This window comes from Cyclobacterium sp. 10D3-21 (genome assembly GCF_055809755.1).
In genome coordinates, this window is sequence record NZ_CM147924.1 from 77,106 (window position 1) to 95,207 (window position 18,102).

The 18,102-nt window shown below is 37.1% G+C and carries 15 protein-coding genes; 1 reads left to right on the forward strand and 14 read right to left on the reverse strand.

The window, feature by feature from the left end:
* Nucleotides 1-44: 44 nt before the first annotated feature.
* The 9 genes from AC0L7T_RS00365 to AC0L7T_RS00405 all read right to left on the reverse strand — a co-directional run bounded on the left by AC0L7T_RS00365 (nucleotide 45) and on the right by AC0L7T_RS00405 (nucleotide 10,392).
* Nucleotides 45-2,450, reverse strand: coding sequence for a 3-hydroxyacyl-CoA dehydrogenase/enoyl-CoA hydratase family protein (locus AC0L7T_RS00365; protein ID WP_473340241.1), 2,406 nt, complete (start codon nucleotides 2,448-2,450; stop codon nucleotides 45-47).
* A 42-nt stretch (nucleotides 2,451-2,492) separates the two neighbouring features.
* Nucleotides 2,493-2,846: a MarR family winged helix-turn-helix transcriptional regulator gene (locus AC0L7T_RS00370; protein WP_473340242.1), complete on the reverse strand. Its 354-nt coding sequence runs from the start codon at nucleotides 2,844-2,846 to the stop codon at nucleotides 2,493-2,495.
* 978 nt (nucleotides 2,847-3,824) lie between these two features.
* Nucleotides 3,825-5,579, reverse strand: a complete 1,755-nt coding sequence (locus AC0L7T_RS00375; protein WP_473340243.1) for an Ig-like domain-containing domain — start codon at nucleotides 5,577-5,579, stop codon at nucleotides 3,825-3,827.
* The gene (locus tag AC0L7T_RS00380; RefSeq protein ID WP_473340245.1) at nucleotides 5,576-6,460 is read right to left on the reverse strand and encodes a class I SAM-dependent methyltransferase; all 885 of its coding nucleotides are present in this window, start codon (nucleotides 6,458-6,460) and stop codon (nucleotides 5,576-5,578) included. The genes AC0L7T_RS00375 and AC0L7T_RS00380 overlap by 4 nt, the downstream gene beginning before the upstream one ends.
* A 1-nt stretch (nucleotide 6,461) precedes the next feature.
* Nucleotides 6,462-8,327 carry a tRNA uridine-5-carboxymethylaminomethyl(34) synthesis enzyme MnmG gene (mnmG, locus tag AC0L7T_RS00385; protein ID WP_473340246.1) on the reverse strand — a complete coding sequence of 622 codons (1,866 nt, stop codon included), beginning with the start codon at nucleotides 8,325-8,327 and terminating at the stop codon, nucleotides 6,462-6,464.
* A 53-nt stretch (nucleotides 8,328-8,380) separates the two neighbouring features.
* On the reverse strand, nucleotides 8,381-8,830 hold the full coding sequence (gene ybeY, locus AC0L7T_RS00390) for an rRNA maturation RNase YbeY (RefSeq protein WP_473340247.1): 450 nt from the start codon (nucleotides 8,828-8,830) through the stop codon (nucleotides 8,381-8,383).
* A 1-nt stretch (nucleotide 8,831) separates the two neighbouring features.
* A complete protein-coding gene (locus AC0L7T_RS00395; RefSeq protein WP_473340248.1) occupies nucleotides 8,832-9,233 on the reverse strand; it encodes an ATP-binding protein in 402 nt (133 codons plus the stop codon).
* Between the two features lie 41 nt (nucleotides 9,234-9,274).
* Nucleotides 9,275-10,033 (reverse strand): exodeoxyribonuclease III, encoded by a 759-nt coding sequence (locus AC0L7T_RS00400; RefSeq protein WP_473340250.1) that lies wholly within the window; start codon nucleotides 10,031-10,033, stop codon nucleotides 9,275-9,277.
* Complete coding sequence (locus tag AC0L7T_RS00405) at nucleotides 10,030-10,392, reverse strand: hypothetical protein (RefSeq protein WP_473343406.1); 363 nt, start codon at nucleotides 10,390-10,392, stop codon at nucleotides 10,030-10,032. Before AC0L7T_RS00405 ends, AC0L7T_RS00400 begins: the two co-directional genes overlap by 4 nt.
* 144 nt (nucleotides 10,393-10,536) lie before the next feature.
* Between AC0L7T_RS00405 and AC0L7T_RS00410 the strand changes: the two genes are divergently transcribed.
* Entirely contained in the window at nucleotides 10,537-11,229 is a 693-nt protein-coding gene (locus AC0L7T_RS00410) for a ComF family protein (protein ID WP_473340252.1), read from the forward strand.
* Nucleotides 11,230-11,235: 6 nt separating this feature from the next.
* Here the strand turns inward: AC0L7T_RS00410 and AC0L7T_RS00415 are convergent, their stop codons facing one another.
* The 5 genes from AC0L7T_RS00415 to dapF are packed head-to-tail and all read right to left on the reverse strand — an operon-like array spanning nucleotide 11,236 to nucleotide 17,969.
* Nucleotides 11,236-12,006 (reverse strand): S1/P1 nuclease, encoded by a 771-nt coding sequence (locus AC0L7T_RS00415; protein ID WP_473340253.1) that lies wholly within the window; start codon nucleotides 12,004-12,006, stop codon nucleotides 11,236-11,238.
* Between the two features lie 14 nt (nucleotides 12,007-12,020).
* Entirely contained in the window at nucleotides 12,021-13,211 is a 1,191-nt protein-coding gene (locus tag AC0L7T_RS00420) for a M20 metallopeptidase family protein (protein ID WP_473340255.1), read from the reverse strand.
* Nucleotides 13,198-13,740, reverse strand: a complete 543-nt coding sequence (locus tag AC0L7T_RS00425; protein WP_473340257.1) for a hypothetical protein — start codon at nucleotides 13,738-13,740, stop codon at nucleotides 13,198-13,200. Before AC0L7T_RS00425 ends, AC0L7T_RS00420 begins: the two co-directional genes overlap by 14 nt.
* Before the next feature lie 11 nt (nucleotides 13,741-13,751).
* Nucleotides 13,752-17,132 carry a preprotein translocase subunit SecA gene (secA, locus tag AC0L7T_RS00430; protein ID WP_473340258.1) on the reverse strand — a complete coding sequence of 1,127 codons (3,381 nt, stop codon included), beginning with the start codon at nucleotides 17,130-17,132 and terminating at the stop codon, nucleotides 13,752-13,754.
* A 30-nt stretch (nucleotides 17,133-17,162) separates the two neighbouring features.
* Complete coding sequence (gene dapF / locus AC0L7T_RS00435; RefSeq protein WP_473340259.1) at nucleotides 17,163-17,969, reverse strand: diaminopimelate epimerase; 807 nt, start codon at nucleotides 17,967-17,969, stop codon at nucleotides 17,163-17,165.
* Nucleotides 17,970-18,102 lie beyond the last annotated feature (133 nt).

Sequence of the window (18,102 nt, forward strand, 5' to 3'; positions counted from 1 at the left end):
TGTTCCAAAGCAGAACCAATTTTAATTTATTGGTCTTTTAATGCTTAATTCCTTAAAGGTTTGCCTTTGAAAAGGATACTATGAATCCTTTCCATGGTTTTCTTTTCCCCTGTAAGACTGAGGAAAGCTTCTCTTTCTAAATCCAGCAAGTACCTTTCACTTACTTCTGTAGGTGTAGATAGATCACCCCCACTCATTATCCAAGCTAATTTATTGGCAATTTTTGCATCATGTTCAGATATATAAGCACCGTAACGCATCCCGGTTATTCCGGTTTCAAAGAGTGCCAATGAAGATTTACCAAGAACTTTGATATCTTTTCTCTCCAGCGGTTGGGTATAACCTGCATCGAATAATGCGATAACTTTTTCTTTTGCTTCCGCCAATTGACGTTTTCTATTGATGGTAATTGCATCCTTTTGTTCAAGGTATCCGAAGTTTCGGGCTTCGGCTGCAGAGGTGGAGACCTTAGCAGTAGCAATATTCATAAATGTTTCCTGCAATCGATTTAATTCTACATCCCCCGGAACAATGTTCTTTGAAAATCTCAGGGTCATTTCTTTCGTTCCACCACCTGCAGGGATTAGGCCTACCCCTACTTCTACTAAACCCATGTACAATTCAGCATGTGCTTGTACTGCATCCGCATGAAGGGACAATTCACAACCGCCTCCCAAGGCCATATTATGAGGCGCTACCACAACTGGAACTGAAGAAAATCTTGCCCTTAATACAGTATTTTGAAATTGAGCAATCATTAAATTGATTTCATCGAAATCCTGATCTCCCATATACATGTATAACATGGCCAAATTCGCCCCAGCGGAAAAATTACCTCCCTCATTACCTATCACCAGTCCTTTATAGGATTTCTCTGCCATAGTAATGGCCGTATTGATGCCTTCCACCACTTCTTGACCAAGAGAATTCATTTTGGTATGAAATTCAAGACCGATTACATCATCCCCAAGATCATAAACCGATGCTCCTTCATTGCTCCAAAGTTTCTTTTGGGTAGATTTAAGCGTATCCAAGAGTATAAACTCCTCTAATCCAGGAACAGGTTTGTATGTTTTTGATGGGATGTCATAGTAATGCTTTTTACCACCTTCCACTTTATAAAAACTGGTATGGCCAGCGGCCAATAGTTCATAAACCCAATCAGCAGGTTTTTCACCTGCTTTTTCCATTGCTTCTACGGTAGCTTTTACACCCAATATATCCCAGTTTTCAAATGGCCCATATTCCCATCCAAATCCTGCACTAACTGCTTGATCTATTCGGTACAATTCATCTGCTATTTCTGGAATTCTAAAAGAACAATATCGAAACAAGTCATAAAAGATAGCCCGATAGAAGGTACCTGCTTTGTCATCATAATTCACCAAAAATTTAATTCTTTCCTTCAAATCATCAATGCCCTTTGAAGCTTCTAATGCCTTGATTTTTGGTTTTTCTACAGGTTTGTATTCAAACGATTGAAAGTCAATTTCCTTCAGCTCTTTGCGACCGTCATCATGTCTGATCATTTGAAAAAAACCTTTACCGCTTTTATCTCCAAGCCATTTGTTATCATACAATACCTGAACACTCTTGGGTAGTATAAATTTATCTCTTGATTCATCATGTTCAAGCACCTTGTAGAGGTTGTTAGCTACATGTACAGTGGTATCCAAGCCAACTACATCTAAGGTCCTGAAAGTGGCTGATTTTGCCCTTCCTATTACTGTCCCAGTCATCTTGTCTACCTCAGATACGGTCAAGCCCTGCTCTTCTATAGTATGCAATGCAGAGATTAGGGCATACACCCCAACTCTATTGGCGATAAAGGCAGGTGTATCTTTACACAAAACTGTTTCTTTACCAAGGAACCTATCACCATAATCCATCAAAAAGTCAATAATTTCCGGATTGGTTTTGGGACCAGGTATTACTTCAAATAAACGAAGGTACCTTGGAGGATTGAAAAAATGTGTTCCAGCAAAACACTGTTGAAAATCTTCGGACCTGTTATCACTCATCAAATGAATGGGTATCCCTGATGTATTCGAAGTAACCAAGGCTCCAGGCTTACGGTACTTTTCCACTTTTTCATAAAGCCCTTGCTTGATCTCAAGATTTTCAACGATCACTTCTATTACCCAGTCATAACCATTGATTTTTGGCAAGTCGTCGTCAAAATTACCAGTTGTAATCCTTTTAACGTATTCCTTGTCGTAAATAGGAGACGGTTTTGAAAATAGCGTGCTTTTTAAGGCATCGTTGACAATTCTGTTCCTTACTTCCTTGCTTTCAATAGTTAAACCTTTCTTTGCTTCTTTATCATTTGGGGCTTTAGGAATTATATCCAAAAGCAACACTTCAACCCCAATATTGGCGAAATGACAAGCGATCCTCGATCCCATTATTCCGGAACCTAAAACGGCAACTTTTTTTATGCTTTTTTTCATTGGTTATATATTTGCTTATTGTTATTTATTTTTCTGATTGGATTACGGTTTTTGAAGTTCATCTATAACCGTATTTATTTTTTGAAATAGCGCAAAAAAGGCTCCAAACTCTTCTTCGGTTAATTTTTCGCGAACCTTCTCGTTAAACTCCTTTATAGTACTTACTGCTGCAGCTTTTTTTTGTTTTCCTTTTTCGGTTAAATAAACCTTAACAGAACGTTTATCCTCAAGATCAGGAACTTTTACTATCAAACCTTTCTCTACCATGGTTTTTAGCAGTCTTGTAAGACTTCTTGATTCCAGTCCCATTTTGGGTGCAATTTTAGTTGCAGCCGTTCCATCAGTAGAATGTATGTTTATAAGTACAAAACCCATGGATGTTGTAATTCCCTCCATATTGGCCTTTTGGTTATACATTCTAGAAATGGAATGCCAACAGGATTTAATTTGAAAATCTATTGTTTCTTCCTTTTTCATTTGTGTCTATCGCCATCAATTTAATAAAAATAATTATGCATGCATAATAAATTAATAAGAATTAAGCAGTTTGTACCAAGCACCTTAGAATGCTTGGTTTATCTTTTTATAGCGAATTCTGGGAAAGGAATATTTGTTTTAACAGGACAAATGTGCAACCATTAAAAATTTTACTGGCGTTAAAATTACTTTATAGCGCATTTGAGATTTTACTTAGCGTATTAAGGCTGATTTAAAATTAAGACTAAACTATTTTGGTCAAAAAAATTTAAACAACAAATCACGCAAATTTTTTTCTTTTAAGGCTTTCAAGAATTAACGATTAAAAGTTAACCTTAAAATTATTTAAAAATAGCTCAATCTGAAGTTAGTTGGTTTGAGATTGGTATTTGAAAAAGCGTATTGAAAAGAAAGGTAAAATTTTCAATTTAAAGCTTGAATGAAAATTTAAGGTTGAAGGTTTATACACACCTTATTTATTTTAGGATTTTCATAAATTAAAAAAGCTATTGTTATTATTATAGAGTGGATATGTTGGTAAAGCGCTCTGAATTTATTTATTCACTTTCCTGTACTGGTAATTGGATACTTATGCACTTCTTACCCACATGGTTTTTTATAGCTAAAGTATTGACTTTGTGATGTATAATTTCAATCAGGTATTTTGTGTGTATAAATGATCTATTCTAATTGGGTATAAGTATTCGGTTGGTATCTATGTGGATAAATGTGTACAAGTAGATGGTTATCCCCAGAAGAATGAGATGTTGGTAAATAATGTTATTAATCCCATTTTTGGATGTTGATATAAACAGGTATCTATATACTTATCCACTTTTAATTTTCGCTTATCAACAGAATTTATTTTACCCTGAATTTTATATAAAGTGTTATAAATCAGTTATTTAAGAGATCATCTTCACTGATTTCTAAAATATAAAGGGGTATACCCTCTATTTTTAGGTCACTAGCTTCAATTTTGTTAATAAGTAAGCCCGATTCCCTTCTTTTAAAGACTACTTGTTCATTAATTGTCCATTTACCTCTTAAAATGAGTTCTTTACTTTTAGTTTCCTCATCCATGAAAAAGTATACTGGTTCAGGTTGTCTTTTCAGGTTTATATTGCCAGGGTCCCATGCCTTATTTCCATTTCTATCTATGAAAGCTCGTAATTGGTAATTTGTGGCTTCAAGTTTTGTGAAGATAAATTTATTGCTTTCTTCCAGGTATTGTTGTGCTACTATGTTGTCCTTATTATCCAACAGCTGAACCATTATTGGTCTTTCTCCAGTATCTATGGTTCCACTTATTTCATCCCCCAAATTGTCTTTTTTAAGCCTATTGAAATTGGCTTCAAATTGCTTTTCATTCCATAGGTTTTCTACATCCTGAAAAGTAGAATCTGTCGCAATTAGTTTGTATTTCTCATATGGAATAGAATCATTTATTGGTATGGAAATGTTTAATTCGGTTCTGCTTCCTGCGCTGTCGGTTAGGAATAACATGTCAGGCGTTATGGGTATGATACTGGCTGTATCATACATTACATATAAAGAATCATAATTGATTTGAATTAAGGGTTTATTAAAGCCTAGTTTTGCTTTTATAATGTCTGTGAACTTTGCAGTTCCTTTAGAGGTTATTTCAAGTTTTTCTTTGCTTCTTTCACTTTCTTCGAATCGTGCATATAGTGTGGTATCTACCCTTACTCCTACCGAATCTGTTAACTGTAACTTTACCTGTGTACTGTCATTAACTAAATCTGTATGGTAAAATCTTAAGTTGTTTTCCTTTAATCTAAAAAATAGTTTTGAATTTTTATCTTCATGAGTTACTTCGTAATTGGCTAATTCTTTACTAAGTATGATATCGAAATTGCTTCCTGAATTCGAAGTTCTGCTAATTTTAAGTGGACTTAAATCGGCCCTATTGATGTTAATTTGTAGGCCTTGTAAATTTTTATTTACTTCTATTGGTTTGGATATGAAACCATAGGGTTCACTCTTGTATTCCGTTTTTAATGAATTGTTTTCATCGTACCATGCATAAGCTCTGAATGTCCCAGCTTTAATATTGGTGATTTCAAATTTGCCTGCTGTATCTACCTGAGCTATATAATAGGGTGCTGAACTGAATAGATCTGTGGTGTCCTCATTTATATAAAGACCTACCAATAGGTCTTTATAATCTTCCCTATCCTTTGTAAACCAATAATCTACTTTTCCAGATACTGTAAGACTATCTATGGTCTCACCAGTTGAAAAAACAAGTTTTAATTGTTCGGCGGGGTTGCTTTCTGAAACATCTTGGATACTTTTTTGAAAATTGAAAACATAGGTTGTGCTGTCTTCAAGTTCTTGATTTAAGGTTATTAGGACTCTATTTTTAATGGCTAAAAACTCTACTTTATCTTTCTCTACTTTTGGTGTTATGATGATAGATTGAGATGGGGTTTCAAGTTTTACATATTCATTAAATTCGAGGTCTATTTGCTTTGGTTTGATATTTTTGCTTTCGTTTTTAGGGTTAGAAGACAAAAGCATCGGAGCTGCTTCATCCCTTGGTCCTCCCATTGGTGAACTTTGCTTTGCGCAGGATACCAGGGTCAGTGCAATTATTATATATGATACTTTATGGAAGAGTTGGTTCATTTCTTTTTAATCACGAATAGCAAGCTTGAATAGTTGTTGTCATTTATTTTAGCCTCTTTATTGGACTTGTATCCCGATTTAATCGCCTCAATGTATTTGTTTTTGGTACCAATAAACTGATGACTTAAAAGAGATACATAGTAACTATCGAATTTCATTGGTATTGTATCGACTATTCTGCAGCTGTGTTTGTTTGTTAGATACTCCATAGAGCTGGGATTAAAGTGATACAAATGTCTTGGAACATCTAAAGCTGCCCAATTTTCTTTGAATTTATTTGCATCGAATGAATCTCTGTTGGGTACTGCGATAAATAAGGTGCCTCGTTTCTTTAGCCTATTGAGTAATACATCTATGGTTTCATTTAAATTATGTACGTGTTCTAACACGTGAAAAAGCGTAATTACATCAAATTTCTTTTTCTTTTCAAGACCTTCGAAATCAGGAATAATATTTACTTTGTTGTGTTCAGAAGCAAATTTAGCGGCTTTCTCATTTGGCTCCATACCATAAGCTTCCCAGTTATCATTGGTACATGCTTTCACAAATAAACCTACCCCACAACCATAATCAAGTATTCTACCTTTGCTATTTCGTCTGTTTACCCAGTTTAATTTTTGATTTAGGGTGTATTTTCTAACAGTTTTGTAGACTAAATCTGTCAGACTTTTACTTTTGTCCTGATGAGATATATAGCTTGGATTGTCGTAGTAGGTGGCTATGTTTTTTTCTGTTGGTCTGGGATTGGTAAACCATACATTACAATTCTGGCATTCACAAATGATAAATGATTCCTTGCTAATTGCATGGTCTTTTACGACAAGATGATTAATAATCTGTTCACTATTACAGAGTGGACATTTGGTTAACCTTTCGTACATGTTATCTTCCTAAATAAATGGTAAGTATTGACATATCTGCTGGCGATACTCCACTAATTCTTGAAGCTTGCCCAACTGTTTGTGGTTGAATTTTACCTAATTTTTGTCTTCCTTCCGCTGAAAGTGCTTTCATATTGGCATATTCAATTGAAGCAGGTATTTGTAAATCCTCCATACTACTTATTTTTTCTACCATTTGCCTTTCCTTATCAATATAAGACTTGTATTTAATTAGTATTTCAGTCTGTTCTTTTACGGTATTAGAATATTCGATTGTCTCCTCTTTAAGTGGATCACTGATATTTATAATATCTTGCAAACCTATATTGGGTCTTTTTAAAAGTTTTTCAACCGTTATCTTTTCTTTGATAACTGCGGTATTCAAGTTTTCCAAACCGGTATTTACGTCGTCTGGAGACAACCTGAATTTCTCAAGTTTTTTGATTAATTCCTCAGTTTTCTCTGCTTTGACCAATGTTTGTAAGTATTCTTTTTCATTTGCCAATCCCAATTTATATCCATAAGGTGTTAATCTTAAATCTGCATTGTCTTGTCTCAATAGTAATCTGAATTCTGCCCTTGAGGTAAACATACGATAGGGTTCTTCAGTGCCTTTATTGATAAGGTCATCTATGAGTACTGCGATATACGCTTCGGATCTTTTAAGTACAAATGCTTCCTTTTCTTTTACTTTATTATGGGCATTTATACCAGCCATTAGGCCTTGTGCTGCTGCCTCTTCATAGCCTGTTGTGCCATTAATTTGTCCAGCAAAGTATAAGTTTTCGACTAGCTTTGTTTCCAGGGTTAATTTAAGCTGTGTTGGTGGGAAGAAATCGTATTCTATTGCATATCCTGGTCGGAACATTTTTGCATTCTCAAACCCTTTAATCTTTCTAATGGCTTTGTACTGCACATCTTCAGGTAATGAGGTAGAAAAACCATTTACATATATTTCCACCGTATTCCACCCTTCTGGTTCCACGAATATTTGGTGTCTTTCTCTTTCAGCGAAACGGTTGATTTTATCTTCTATAGATGGGCAATACCTAGGGCCCAAGCCTTTAATCCTACCATTGAACATAGGAGATCTGTCAAACCCTGTCTCAAGTGTTTCGTGAACGGCTTTATTGGTATAGGTAATCCAGCAATTTCTCTGTTTTTCAATTGGTTTAGTTTCTTCAGAATAGGAGAATTTTTCCGGGTTTTCATCTCCCTCTTGTACTTCCATTAAGGAATAATCAAGACTTCTACCATCTACTCTTGGTGGTGTACCGGTTTTCATTCTTCCGGATTCGAACCCCATTTCTATTAGGTCTTCAGTAATACCTTTGGAAGCACTCTCTCCAGTCCTACCTCCACCCATCTTCTTTTCGCCAATATGGATAATTCCATTTAAAAAAGTTCCATTGGTCAAAACGACAGATTTGCTTTTTATCTCTATGCCAAGTCCTGTTTTAACCCCCTCTATCCTACCGTCCTTTACTATTAGACCAGTTACCATTTCTTGCCAGAAATCAAGGTTTGGAGTAGCTTCTAAGGCTAGTCTCCATTCTTCTGCGAAACGCATTCTATCATTTTGACTTCTGGGAGACCACATTGCTGGACCTTTTGACCTATTTAGCATCCTGAACTGAATGGTGGATTTGTCAGATATGACTCCTGACTTACCTCCTAACGCATCAATTTCCCTTACTATTTGCCCTTTTGCTACACCCCCCATTGCTGGATTGCAGGACATTTGAGCAATGGTATTCATGTTCATTGTACACAATAACACAGAGGACCCCATCTTTGCTGCTGCATGTGCTGCTTCGCACCCAGCATGTCCTGCACCTACTACTATTACATCGTATATTGGAAACATATTCGTTTTAATCTAGTGTTCCACGTGAAACACTTGCCTTTAATTTAATTGTTTTATTTTACTGTTCCACGTGGAACAGTTGGTGGTGGATACAATGAGAGGGAAAGATTTTCTTCATTTCTCATTTCTGACTTGTCCACTTTTGTTTTGTCTTTGTAACCACAAAGATGAAGAAGGCCATGGGCTAATACCCTTAGAAGTTCCTCTTTATAATTCGTTTGTTGGGTATTTGCATTTTCTTTTACTCTATCGATGCTAATGTATATATCTCCTTCTATTTCATTTTCTTTCTCAGATTGATCAAAAGTAACGATATCCGTATAAGTGTCGTGATTTAGGTAGTTTATATTTATATCCAACAAATATTCATCCGTGCAAAAAATGTAGTTCAATGTAATAATCTTGAACCCTTTACTACTCGCAATTTGCTTGATCCACTCCTTTACCATTCTTTTATTGGTTAAGGATGATTTTATTTCTTCTTCAAAGAAATTAATAGCCATTTTAATTCATGTAAAAAGTGAGGGTAATCTTTCTGCCTTCATTCTCAAATTCCACTTCATCACATAAGTGTTTCATAATGAACACTCCTCTTCCTCCTGACTTTTCTAAGTTTTCCAAAGAAGTTGGATCGTTAAGACGCATATGGTCAAATCCATCACCTTCGTCTTCAATAATGAATTTTATTTGATTGTCTAAGAATATTAGTTCTAATTTGACAACTCTGTTTTTGTCTGTTTTATTGCCATGCACAATGGCATTGTTGACACATTCCGTTACTGAAATCATGATATTGCCATAGATGTCATCGTTAATCTGAAACTTTTCTCTGGCATTATCAATAAAACTCTCAACGATAGTAATATTTTCAATCAAAGATGGAATGGAAATTTTTATTGATTTCATCGTATTATTTGGCTTTTACCACGACTTTATTTTGTTATTCTCTACACTTCTATTACTACTGGGCAATGATCAGAATGATGTATGCCTTGTAATATATCAACTTTTTTAACCTTGGCACTAATGGTTGGGGTGGTCATGTGATAATCTATTCTCCAACCCTTATTATTGGCCCTAGCATTGGCACGATAGCTCCACCAGCTGTATTGATCTGGCTCAGGGTTTAATAGCCTGAAACTATCGTCAAAACCAGTGGATGTGAATTTATCCATCCAAGCCCTTTCTTCTGGAAGAAATCCTGAGGTATTTTTGTTGGCTACGGGATTGTGAATATCAATCGGTTTGTGACAGATATTGTAATCGCCACTTAAGATAAGATTAGGTCTTTGCTTGATCAAGTCCTGCGTGTATCCATAAATGTCATCAAGGAAAGCATATTTGAAGTCCTGTCTTACGCCTCCAGTGGTTCCTGAGGGAAAGTAAGCACATAAGAATGAAAAGTCTTTATAGTCTGCTCTAATAGTCCTGCCTTCATCATCATAAGCGCCTATACCCATTCCATAGTTTATGTTATCAGGTTTCTGCTTGCTTAATATGGCTACACCACTGTATCCTTTCTTTACTGCTGGATACCAGTAAACGTGGTAGCCCAGGTCTTCAAAAATAGATACATCAATTTGGTTTTCCATTGACTTGACTTCTTGCAAGCCGATTATATCTGGATTCTCCATTTCTAGCCATTCAGCAAACCCTTTTTTCAACGCTGCCCTAATTCCATTTACATTGTAAGAAATTATTTTCATTTAATATCAATTTCAAATTCATCTTCAAAATAATCCAAAACATGGATTTTTAGCATCTTTTCCTGCTCAGCACTGTCTAAATGGGGTAATTTCTTTATTAACTTCCAATGTGGCCATCCATCCTGGTCAATAAAATCTAAAGTATAGAAATCCGAAAAACTCAATACCTTACAAACTGCAATATGCATTAAATCTTGTTTTTCCTCTTTTGAAAAATTAGCTGGCCCTTTCCCTAGTTCTTGTACCCCTATTATAAACAATACGGCATTCAGATCAGAGGGTTTTTTTCCAAATATATCATGTAACCCAGTGAGAAGTTTCGACCATCTTCTTTCTAAATCCAGGTCTTTTTTTAACAATGCCATTTTATTTTGTGTTTTTTGTCTTTTCTGTATTTCTACTCATTTCATTAATTGAAATTTTTCTATAAATTGATACAGGCCATTTGATTACAAATATAGCAGGTAAAATGGCTCGTCAATTATAAACAACCCATTTTAGGTATGCGTTTCAAATATTGGGAAGATTTTTTATCACTTGTATTACCAGAAACGTGTTGTTTGTGTAAACGAAGTCTGTTTCCATTTGAAGACCAACTCTGCAAAATATGTATTTCCCAGTTGCCTGTGACCAATTATCACCTTATTCCTGAAGAAAACGATTTAAAAATCAAACTTTTAGGTCTTGCTCCTGTGGAAAAGGTCATGGCTTATATAAGGTTTTCAAAAAAGGGAGCTAGTCAGAAACTCTTGCATCAAATTAAATATAAGAATAAACCTGACCTGGCGAGGGTTTTGGGCCTTCATTATGGGTATTTATTAAAAAGTAATGGTTTCTGGAACAATTGGAGTCATGTAGTCCCAGTTCCTTTGCATGTGCGAAAGCAAGAAATTAGAGGTTACAACCAAAGTGAACAGTTTGCCATAGGCCTAGCTCAGGCATTGGAAATTGAATGCAAATGTTTTTTGTTGAGAAAACGACCTACAGAAACACAAACGAATAAGTCGAGAATTGAGCGTTGGGACAATGTATCAGATGTTTTTGAGGCATGTGATACAAGGGAAATAAAAGGCCAAAGATTACTTCTGGTTGATGATGTCATGACGACTGGTGCAACGCTAGCATCCTGTGCCATTTCCCTTAATAGCTATCAGCCTGAGACCATCGATCTGGCTGTTTTGGCTGCAGGAAACTGAGTGAACTTATTTAAATATATCGTTCAGTATACCTGCTAATCTGATACCTCCTGCCAGTAAACGACCTTCAATGATAGGATATGTTTTATAACCATAGGAATAAAACAAACGATTGTTGTCAGGTAGGTCATAAATAATTGGCCGCAAATCCACAGCCTCTTGTAACCAGGTATCCATTGGGACGTTTTGAAACCCAGCAATCAAGCTTTTGGTAACTCTCCTATTAAGATGTTTTGACAGTTCCGTATAACTAAGGTTTTTACCATCTATTATTTTGGAGTCCCAAACAGTGTGTAAATTGGTGTTTTGATTGAAATAAGTGACTTTTGCATCATTTCCACCTCTGTCTTTTCCAGTGCCAACATGTAGGGGTTGGTGAAGGTCTCCTACCAGATGAACGAGCATTTTAAGATAGGCCTTCTTTTCTTCCCGGTCCAGTTCGCCATTTTTTAGTGCGGCGATAATCATTTTTGTCTTGCCAAAAGCATCTCCCGATTTTTCCTGAATACTTGGATCATAGGCTTGACCAGATTTAACAGTCAAATAATGCCAGGAATTTAGGCGGTTATAGGAAGGATCAGACTTTATTTCATCCATCCAGTTGGCAACCATTGCGAGTGACTCAGGGCCTAATAGCTCTTCAATACTTTTTGCAGCCTTTTTGCTCAGGTGATAAGAGGCTATTTCTCCTACCACCCTATGGCCTGTTAGACCCCAGCCAAATGAATTGAGGACAATTAGGCCAACCATGAAGGCTGTCAAAAATGATTTTTTCATTGCTTCCTGATTGTTTATTGATGTTTTAGTTCTTCCAATGCTAAAAAGGCCATTAAACCTGTACTAATGCCCAATGCATCTTCATCAATGTCAAAAGTTGGGGTATGTACGCCTGAAACAATGCCTTTGGCCTCATTTCTTGTACCCAATCTGTAAAAACAGCCATCGATTTCCTGGGTATAGTAAGAAAAATCTTCTGCCGCCATCCAGATGTCAATATCTAATACATTTTCTTTGCCCAGATAAATCTCTGCTGCATCAATTGCCCTTTGGGTTAATTCAGGTTCATTTTTAAGAAATGGGTATCCACTTCGTATTTCAAACTCAATTTCTCCACCCATACCTTCCGCGATACCCTTGGCTATATTAACCATGTGAACATGGGCCTCTTTACGCCAAACCTCATTTAATGTCCTGAAAGTACCTTCAATGTTTACCTCATTTGGTATAACATTGGTAGCACCTTCAGCTATAATTTTACCAAATGAAAGTACTGATGGGGTTTTAGGGTCAGCCTTTCTGCTTACCACTTGTTGCAATGCGGTCAAAATATGAGCACTGATCAAGATGGGATCTATTAGGGATTCTGGCATTGCGCCATGACCACCTTTTCCTTTTACTTTTAGGTACAATTCATCTGCACTGGCCATGTACATTCCCTTCCTAAAACCAACTTTTCCTACAGGTATAAAAGGCATTACATGTTGGCCAATAATAGCTGTTGGAGCAGGGTTTTGAAGTGCGCCGTCTTTGATCATCATAGAGGCACCTCCAGGAATTTTCTCCTCACCAGGTTGAAAAAGCAATTTTACGGTACCCTCAAATTCTTCCTTTAATTCATTCAGTATTCTTGCTGTTCCTAGAAGGGATGAGGTATGCACATCATGTCCACACGCATGCATTACTCCAGGATTGGTCGATTTGTAGGGAACATCGTTGGCTTCGACGATAGGTAGGGCGTCCATATCCCCTCTTAATGCAATCACCTTTTTTCCTGGGTTTTTACCCTCAATGATAACAACAAGGCCTGTTTTTGCTTTGGATTCGATGTTTGTTATGCCGAATTCACGTAATTTTGCTTCAACGTATGCCACCGTGTTGGTTTCCTGAAAGGATAACTCTGGGTTGGCATGTAAATGTCTTCTTACGGCAATAGCTTCCGATTTATATTTTTCGGATAGCAGGTGTATTTTATCTTTCAACATTGTCAATATTTTCTTCTTCTGTTTTTTCTTTATTGAATTTCAAAAACCGATCCTTGATAATACGAGAATTTGGAAAAACAATGTTCATTTTTTCATATGTGGCTAGCGCTTCAATTTTATTAATAAAGCGTCCCACTTTCACCAAATATCTAGGCTGTTCGTACTCCATATAGGTTTGTGTTTTTGGAAATTCCGAATAGGCCTCGTTTCTGATTTCAAATGCTTTCTCTCTGTCTACTCCGCTGTATATCAATATAGTAAAGCCATTGGCAAACAAATTTTTATTATTTTCCTGAGCGATTTGATTTATTCTCCTGGTAAGCTCTGAGTCAATTGCAGCTGCACTACTGCTCTCTTCAGAAAAGCTTTCTGGTTCCGGAAGTTCGGCAAACTGGATACGACTCTCCTGGAGATCTTCCGTATAGTTGTTGTATCGATCGATGTTTCCACCGCTTTTCCGAATATTGATGATGCCACAGCTACTTAAAACAAGCAATGACAATAGAAATACATTTATTTTTTTAAACATGATAAAGGTCTTTAATCTTCGATTATCACACACTTGGCATCAGAAATATCCTCTTCTACACTTTTATATTTGACATCCTTCTTCAAGTTGCCATTGGCATACTTTACAGTGACACGGTCATTTCTACCATACACTTTGTCTGATTTCCTTGGTTTTACTGGATCCCTGCTCACTGCAGGTCTACTGTTGGCAATTGCCGCCCTTTGGCCACTTTGGTTTCCAAGGGTATTCCCCACTTCCTCTTTAGAAGCCGTTACTCTTGGTTCTGATCCTTGTTGATTTTGTGCCACTTTTACCTGGTTAGGATCTTGTTTCGGCAGGTCAGATTTGGAAATAAATGATACGATATCATCGTTAAGTTTGCCAAGAAAGCGTTTGAACATTTCAAAAGCTTCGAATTTATAGATCAACAATGGATCCTTTTGCTCATAAACAGCATTTTGTACCGATTGTTTCAAATCATCCATATCTCTTAGATGTTCTTTCCAATTCTGATCAATAATGGCTAGCGTTACTGTTTTTTCTATGGCTCGAATTAGGTCTCTTCCTTCATTGTTTAAAGTGGATTCCAAATTGATCACAACACCTATTTGCTTGATACCATCGGATATTGGTACCATTATTTCTTTAACAGTTGCCCCTCTATTTTTTTGTACATCCTTAAGAATAGGAATTGCTCTTTGTAGAATGAGGTCGTTTTTGCGGGTATAACTTTTATAAGCTTGATCGAAAAGGGCCTTGGTTAGGGTAAGGCTGTCTTTCTCTTTCAATTCTGCTTCTGTAAACTGGTGATCAATACCCAAAGAACTAAAAATGTTCATTCTTAGGTTGTCCAGGTCATCAGTGGTTTTGCCCATTTGGATAAGGTCTTCACAAACATCATACATGATGTTAAGGATATCCAATTCCAGCCTGTCACCAATTAGGGCATTTTTTCTTCTTCTATAAACAACTTCCCGTTGGCTGTTCATGACGTCATCGTATTCCAACAGTCTTTTCCTGACCCCAAAATTGTTTTCTTCAACTTTTCGTTGCGCTCTTTCAATGGATTTGGTAATCATTGAATGCTGGATCACTTCGCCTTCTTCCAGTCCCATTCGGTCCATTAGTTTGGCGATTCTCTCTGATCCAAACAAACGCATCAGGTTATCTTCCAGCGAAACAAAAAACTGTGTTGTTCCCGGATCTCCTTGCCTTCCTGACCTACCACGTAACTGACGGTCAACTCGTCTAGACTCATGTCTTTCAGTACCTACGATGGCCAGTCCTCCTGCATTCTTGGATTCAGCGGAAAGCTTGATATCCGTACCCCTACCGGCCATATTGGTGGCTATGGTTACAGTTTTGGCTTTTCCTGCTTCTGCTACAACATCTGCTTCACGTGCATGTTGCTTTGCATTAAGTACCTGATGCTTGATTTTTCTTATGGTAAGCATTCTACTGAGCAGTTCCGATATTTCCACCGAAGTGGTACCCACTAGTACTGGTCGGTTTGCATCGGTGAGTTCGTTTATCTCATCTACTACTGCGTTGAATTTTTCTCGAACGGTCTTGTATACCTTATCCTGGTGATCTTTACGCTGAATAGGTTTATTTGTAGGGATTACCACTACATCCAGTTTGTATATTTCCCAAAACTCACCTGCTTCTGTTTCCGCAGTACCGGTCATACCGGAAAGTTTATGGTACATTCTGAAATAATTCTGCAAAGTAATGGTTGCATAGGTTTGGGTAGCATCCTCTACCTTTACGTTTTCCTTTGCTTCAATGGCTTGATGGAGTCCGTCAGAATACCTTCGGCCTTCCATAACCCTACCTGTTTGCTCATCTACTATTTTCACTTTTCCGTCCACCAATATATATTCGGTGTCCTTTTCAAACATACAGTAGGATTTTAGCAGCTGATTGACTGTGTGGATCCTCTGGGATTTTATCCCATAATCTTTGATGAGTTCTTCTTTTTTAACCAATTTTTCATGGTCTTCTATGGTCTCATCTTTTTCCAGTTCGGCTATTGCCATTCCAATGTCTGGCAGGATGAAGAAACTATTGTCCTCATTCTTTTTGGTAATAACTTCAATGCCATTGTCCGTCAAGTCTACACTGTTTGATTTCTCATCAATGGTAAACAATAGCGGTTCATCTGCTTCAGGCATGTTACGCTTATTGTCCTGAAGATAATGGTTTTCTGTTTTCTGTAGAATCACCCTTACACCTGGTTCAGATAGGTATTTGATCAAGGGTTTGTACTTTGGAAGACCTCTAAAGGCTCGGAACAAAGAAAGGCCTCCATCTTTTACATTGCCCTCTTTGATAAGCTTTTTGGCATCCGATAAGTAGTTCTGAACTAATTTTCTTTGTTCATCCACCAAGGTAGAAACCCGTGGTTTAATGTCGTAAAACTCATGTTCATCTCCTCTAGGTACTGGACCGGAAATAATTAATGGTGTTCTGGCATCATCGATAAGAACAGAATCGACTTCATCAATCATGGCAAAATGGTGTTTGCCCTGTACCAGGTCTTTAGAATCCCTGGCCATATTGTCTCTTAGGTAGTCAAAACCAAATTCATTGTTGGTTCCATAGACAATATCTGCTTGATAAGCTGTTTTTCTGGCTTCTGAATTGGGTTTGTATTTGTCAATACAATCCACTTTCAATCCGTGGAATTCAAATATTGGTGCATTCCATTCTGAATCTCGTTTGGCCAGGTAATCATTGACCGTAACAATATGAACACCTCTACCCGCAAGGGCATTTAAATAGGCAGGTAAAGTGGAAACAAGAGTTTTACCTTCACCTGTTGCCATTTCGGCTATATTTCCTCTGTGCAAGGCGACACCCCCAAGCAACTGAACATCGTAATGGATCATTTCCCAGGTAACTTCTACTCCTGCAGCAGTCCAGGTGTTTTTCCATGTTGCTTGATCTCCATCCAATTCCACATAGGATTTAGCTGCGGCCATGGTTTGATCATGTAAATTGGCAGTAACTGTCAACTTACCGTTTTCTTTTAATCGACGGGCCGTTTCTTTTACTGTTGCAAAAGCTCTAGGTAAAACCTTTTCCAGACTTACTTCAAGGGCTTCATCCCTTTCCTTCTCTACTACATCTATTTGATTGAACAGGGCATCTTTTGCCTGTACTTCCTCTGGATTTAACTTGTCTATTTCGATTCGTATTTCAGAGATGCGGTCATCAAATGACTTGAGGTCTTCATCGATTATAGCCTTAATTTTAGCCGTTTCATTTCTTAATTCATCATCAGAAATATTGGCCAACTTATCAAAGGCGGTATTGACTAGTGCTACGACAGGGCTCAACGCTTTAATGTCCCGGTCCGATTTTGTACCAAAGACTTTTGCTAACCCTTTTGCTATTGATTCTAACATATTATTTAAATACTTTTTCTCTTAGGCTAATTAATTGTGTTCTTTAACTGCATCAGATGATACATTGACAGGTATAGTACCACTGAATACTTGTTCAGCTGGACCAGTTAAGACTATCTCCTGAAAATTTCCACCTTCACTTTTCTCAAAACTTACCTGTAGTTTACCACCAGGGGTTTGAATATTTATCTTGTTTTTTTTCACTTGCTCTCCGTATACCAAAGCGCAGGCTGTAACACCAGTGCCACACGAAAGTGTTTCATCTTCCACCCCTCGTTCATAGGTTCTCACCATGATAGTGTCCGCCGAAACGGAAGAAATGAAATTCACATTCGTGCCTTCAGGATATTTTTCATTGTCATTTCTGATTTCCCTTCCAGTGCCAACTACATCAAATGCCTTGATATCATCCACAAAACGCATGTGATGAGGGGAGCCGGTATTGGCAAAGAAATCTTTACCAACATATTTTATTTCTTTTACATCTCCCATTCTCAAAGCTACGCTATTGCCGGATATTTTGGCGGTATGGGCGCCGTCAATGGCTAAAAAAGAGGTAGAATCTCCGATTATGCCCAAAAACGAAGCAAATGCTACTGCACATCTTGCACCATTTCCACACATACTTTGCGATCCGTCCGCATTATAGTAGCACATTTCAAAATCATAATCAGCATGTGCTTGAATTAGAATAAGCCCATCAGCACCTATTCCGAACTTCCTATGACAAAGTTGTTGAATATAAGGTATTGGATCAGGACCTAGGGAAAATGACCTTCCATCGATCATGATGAAATCGTTGCCTGTTCCCTGATATTTATAGAAATTGATATCCATTTGATTTTAAATAGGTTACCCTCTGAATTGATAGATTATTGAAGACAGAAAAACTTAACCAATGTTAACAAGCGTCCACAAAAATCCAACCAATGCCAGAATGAAATACAAAAATAAACATCTTGGCCGAATT

What these genes read in the sequence shown, in the direction of transcription:
- AC0L7T_RS00365 (WP_473340241.1), bottom strand. Translation starts at nt 2,450, where the DNA reads ATGAAAAAAAGCATAAAAAAAGTTGCCGTTTTAGGTTCCGGAATAATG.
- AC0L7T_RS00370 (WP_473340242.1), bottom strand. Translation starts at nt 2,846, where the DNA reads ATGGAGGGAATTACAACATCCATGGGTTTTGTACTTATAAACATACAT.
- AC0L7T_RS00375 (WP_473340243.1), bottom strand. Translation starts at nt 5,579, where the DNA reads ATGAACCAACTCTTCCATAAAGTATCATATATAATAATTGCACTGACC.
- AC0L7T_RS00380 (WP_473340245.1), bottom strand. Translation starts at nt 6,460, where the DNA reads ATGTACGAAAGGTTAACCAAATGTCCACTCTGTAATAGTGAACAGATT.
- mnmG (WP_473340246.1), bottom strand. Translation starts at nt 8,327, where the DNA reads ATGTTTCCAATATACGATGTAATAGTAGTAGGTGCAGGACATGCTGGG.
- ybeY (WP_473340247.1), bottom strand. Translation starts at nt 8,830, where the DNA reads ATGGCTATTAATTTCTTTGAAGAAGAAATAAAATCATCCTTAACCAAT.
- AC0L7T_RS00395 (WP_473340248.1), bottom strand. Translation starts at nt 9,233, where the DNA reads ATGAAATCAATAAAAATTTCCATTCCATCTTTGATTGAAAATATTACT.
- AC0L7T_RS00400 (WP_473340250.1), bottom strand. Translation starts at nt 10,033, where the DNA reads ATGAAAATAATTTCTTACAATGTAAATGGAATTAGGGCAGCGTTGAAA.
- AC0L7T_RS00410 (WP_473340252.1), top strand. Translation starts at nt 10,537, where the DNA reads ATGCGTTTCAAATATTGGGAAGATTTTTTATCACTTGTATTACCAGAA.
- AC0L7T_RS00415 (WP_473340253.1), bottom strand. Translation starts at nt 12,006, where the DNA reads ATGAAAAAATCATTTTTGACAGCCTTCATGGTTGGCCTAATTGTCCTC.
- AC0L7T_RS00420 (WP_473340255.1), bottom strand. Translation starts at nt 13,211, where the DNA reads ATGTTGAAAGATAAAATACACCTGCTATCCGAAAAATATAAATCGGAA.
- AC0L7T_RS00425 (WP_473340257.1), bottom strand. Translation starts at nt 13,740, where the DNA reads ATGTTTAAAAAAATAAATGTATTTCTATTGTCATTGCTTGTTTTAAGT.
- secA (WP_473340258.1), bottom strand. Translation starts at nt 17,132, where the DNA reads ATGTTAGAATCAATAGCAAAAGGGTTAGCAAAAGTCTTTGGTACAAAA.
- dapF (WP_473340259.1), bottom strand. Translation starts at nt 17,969, where the DNA reads ATGGATATCAATTTCTATAAATATCAGGGAACAGGCAACGATTTCATC.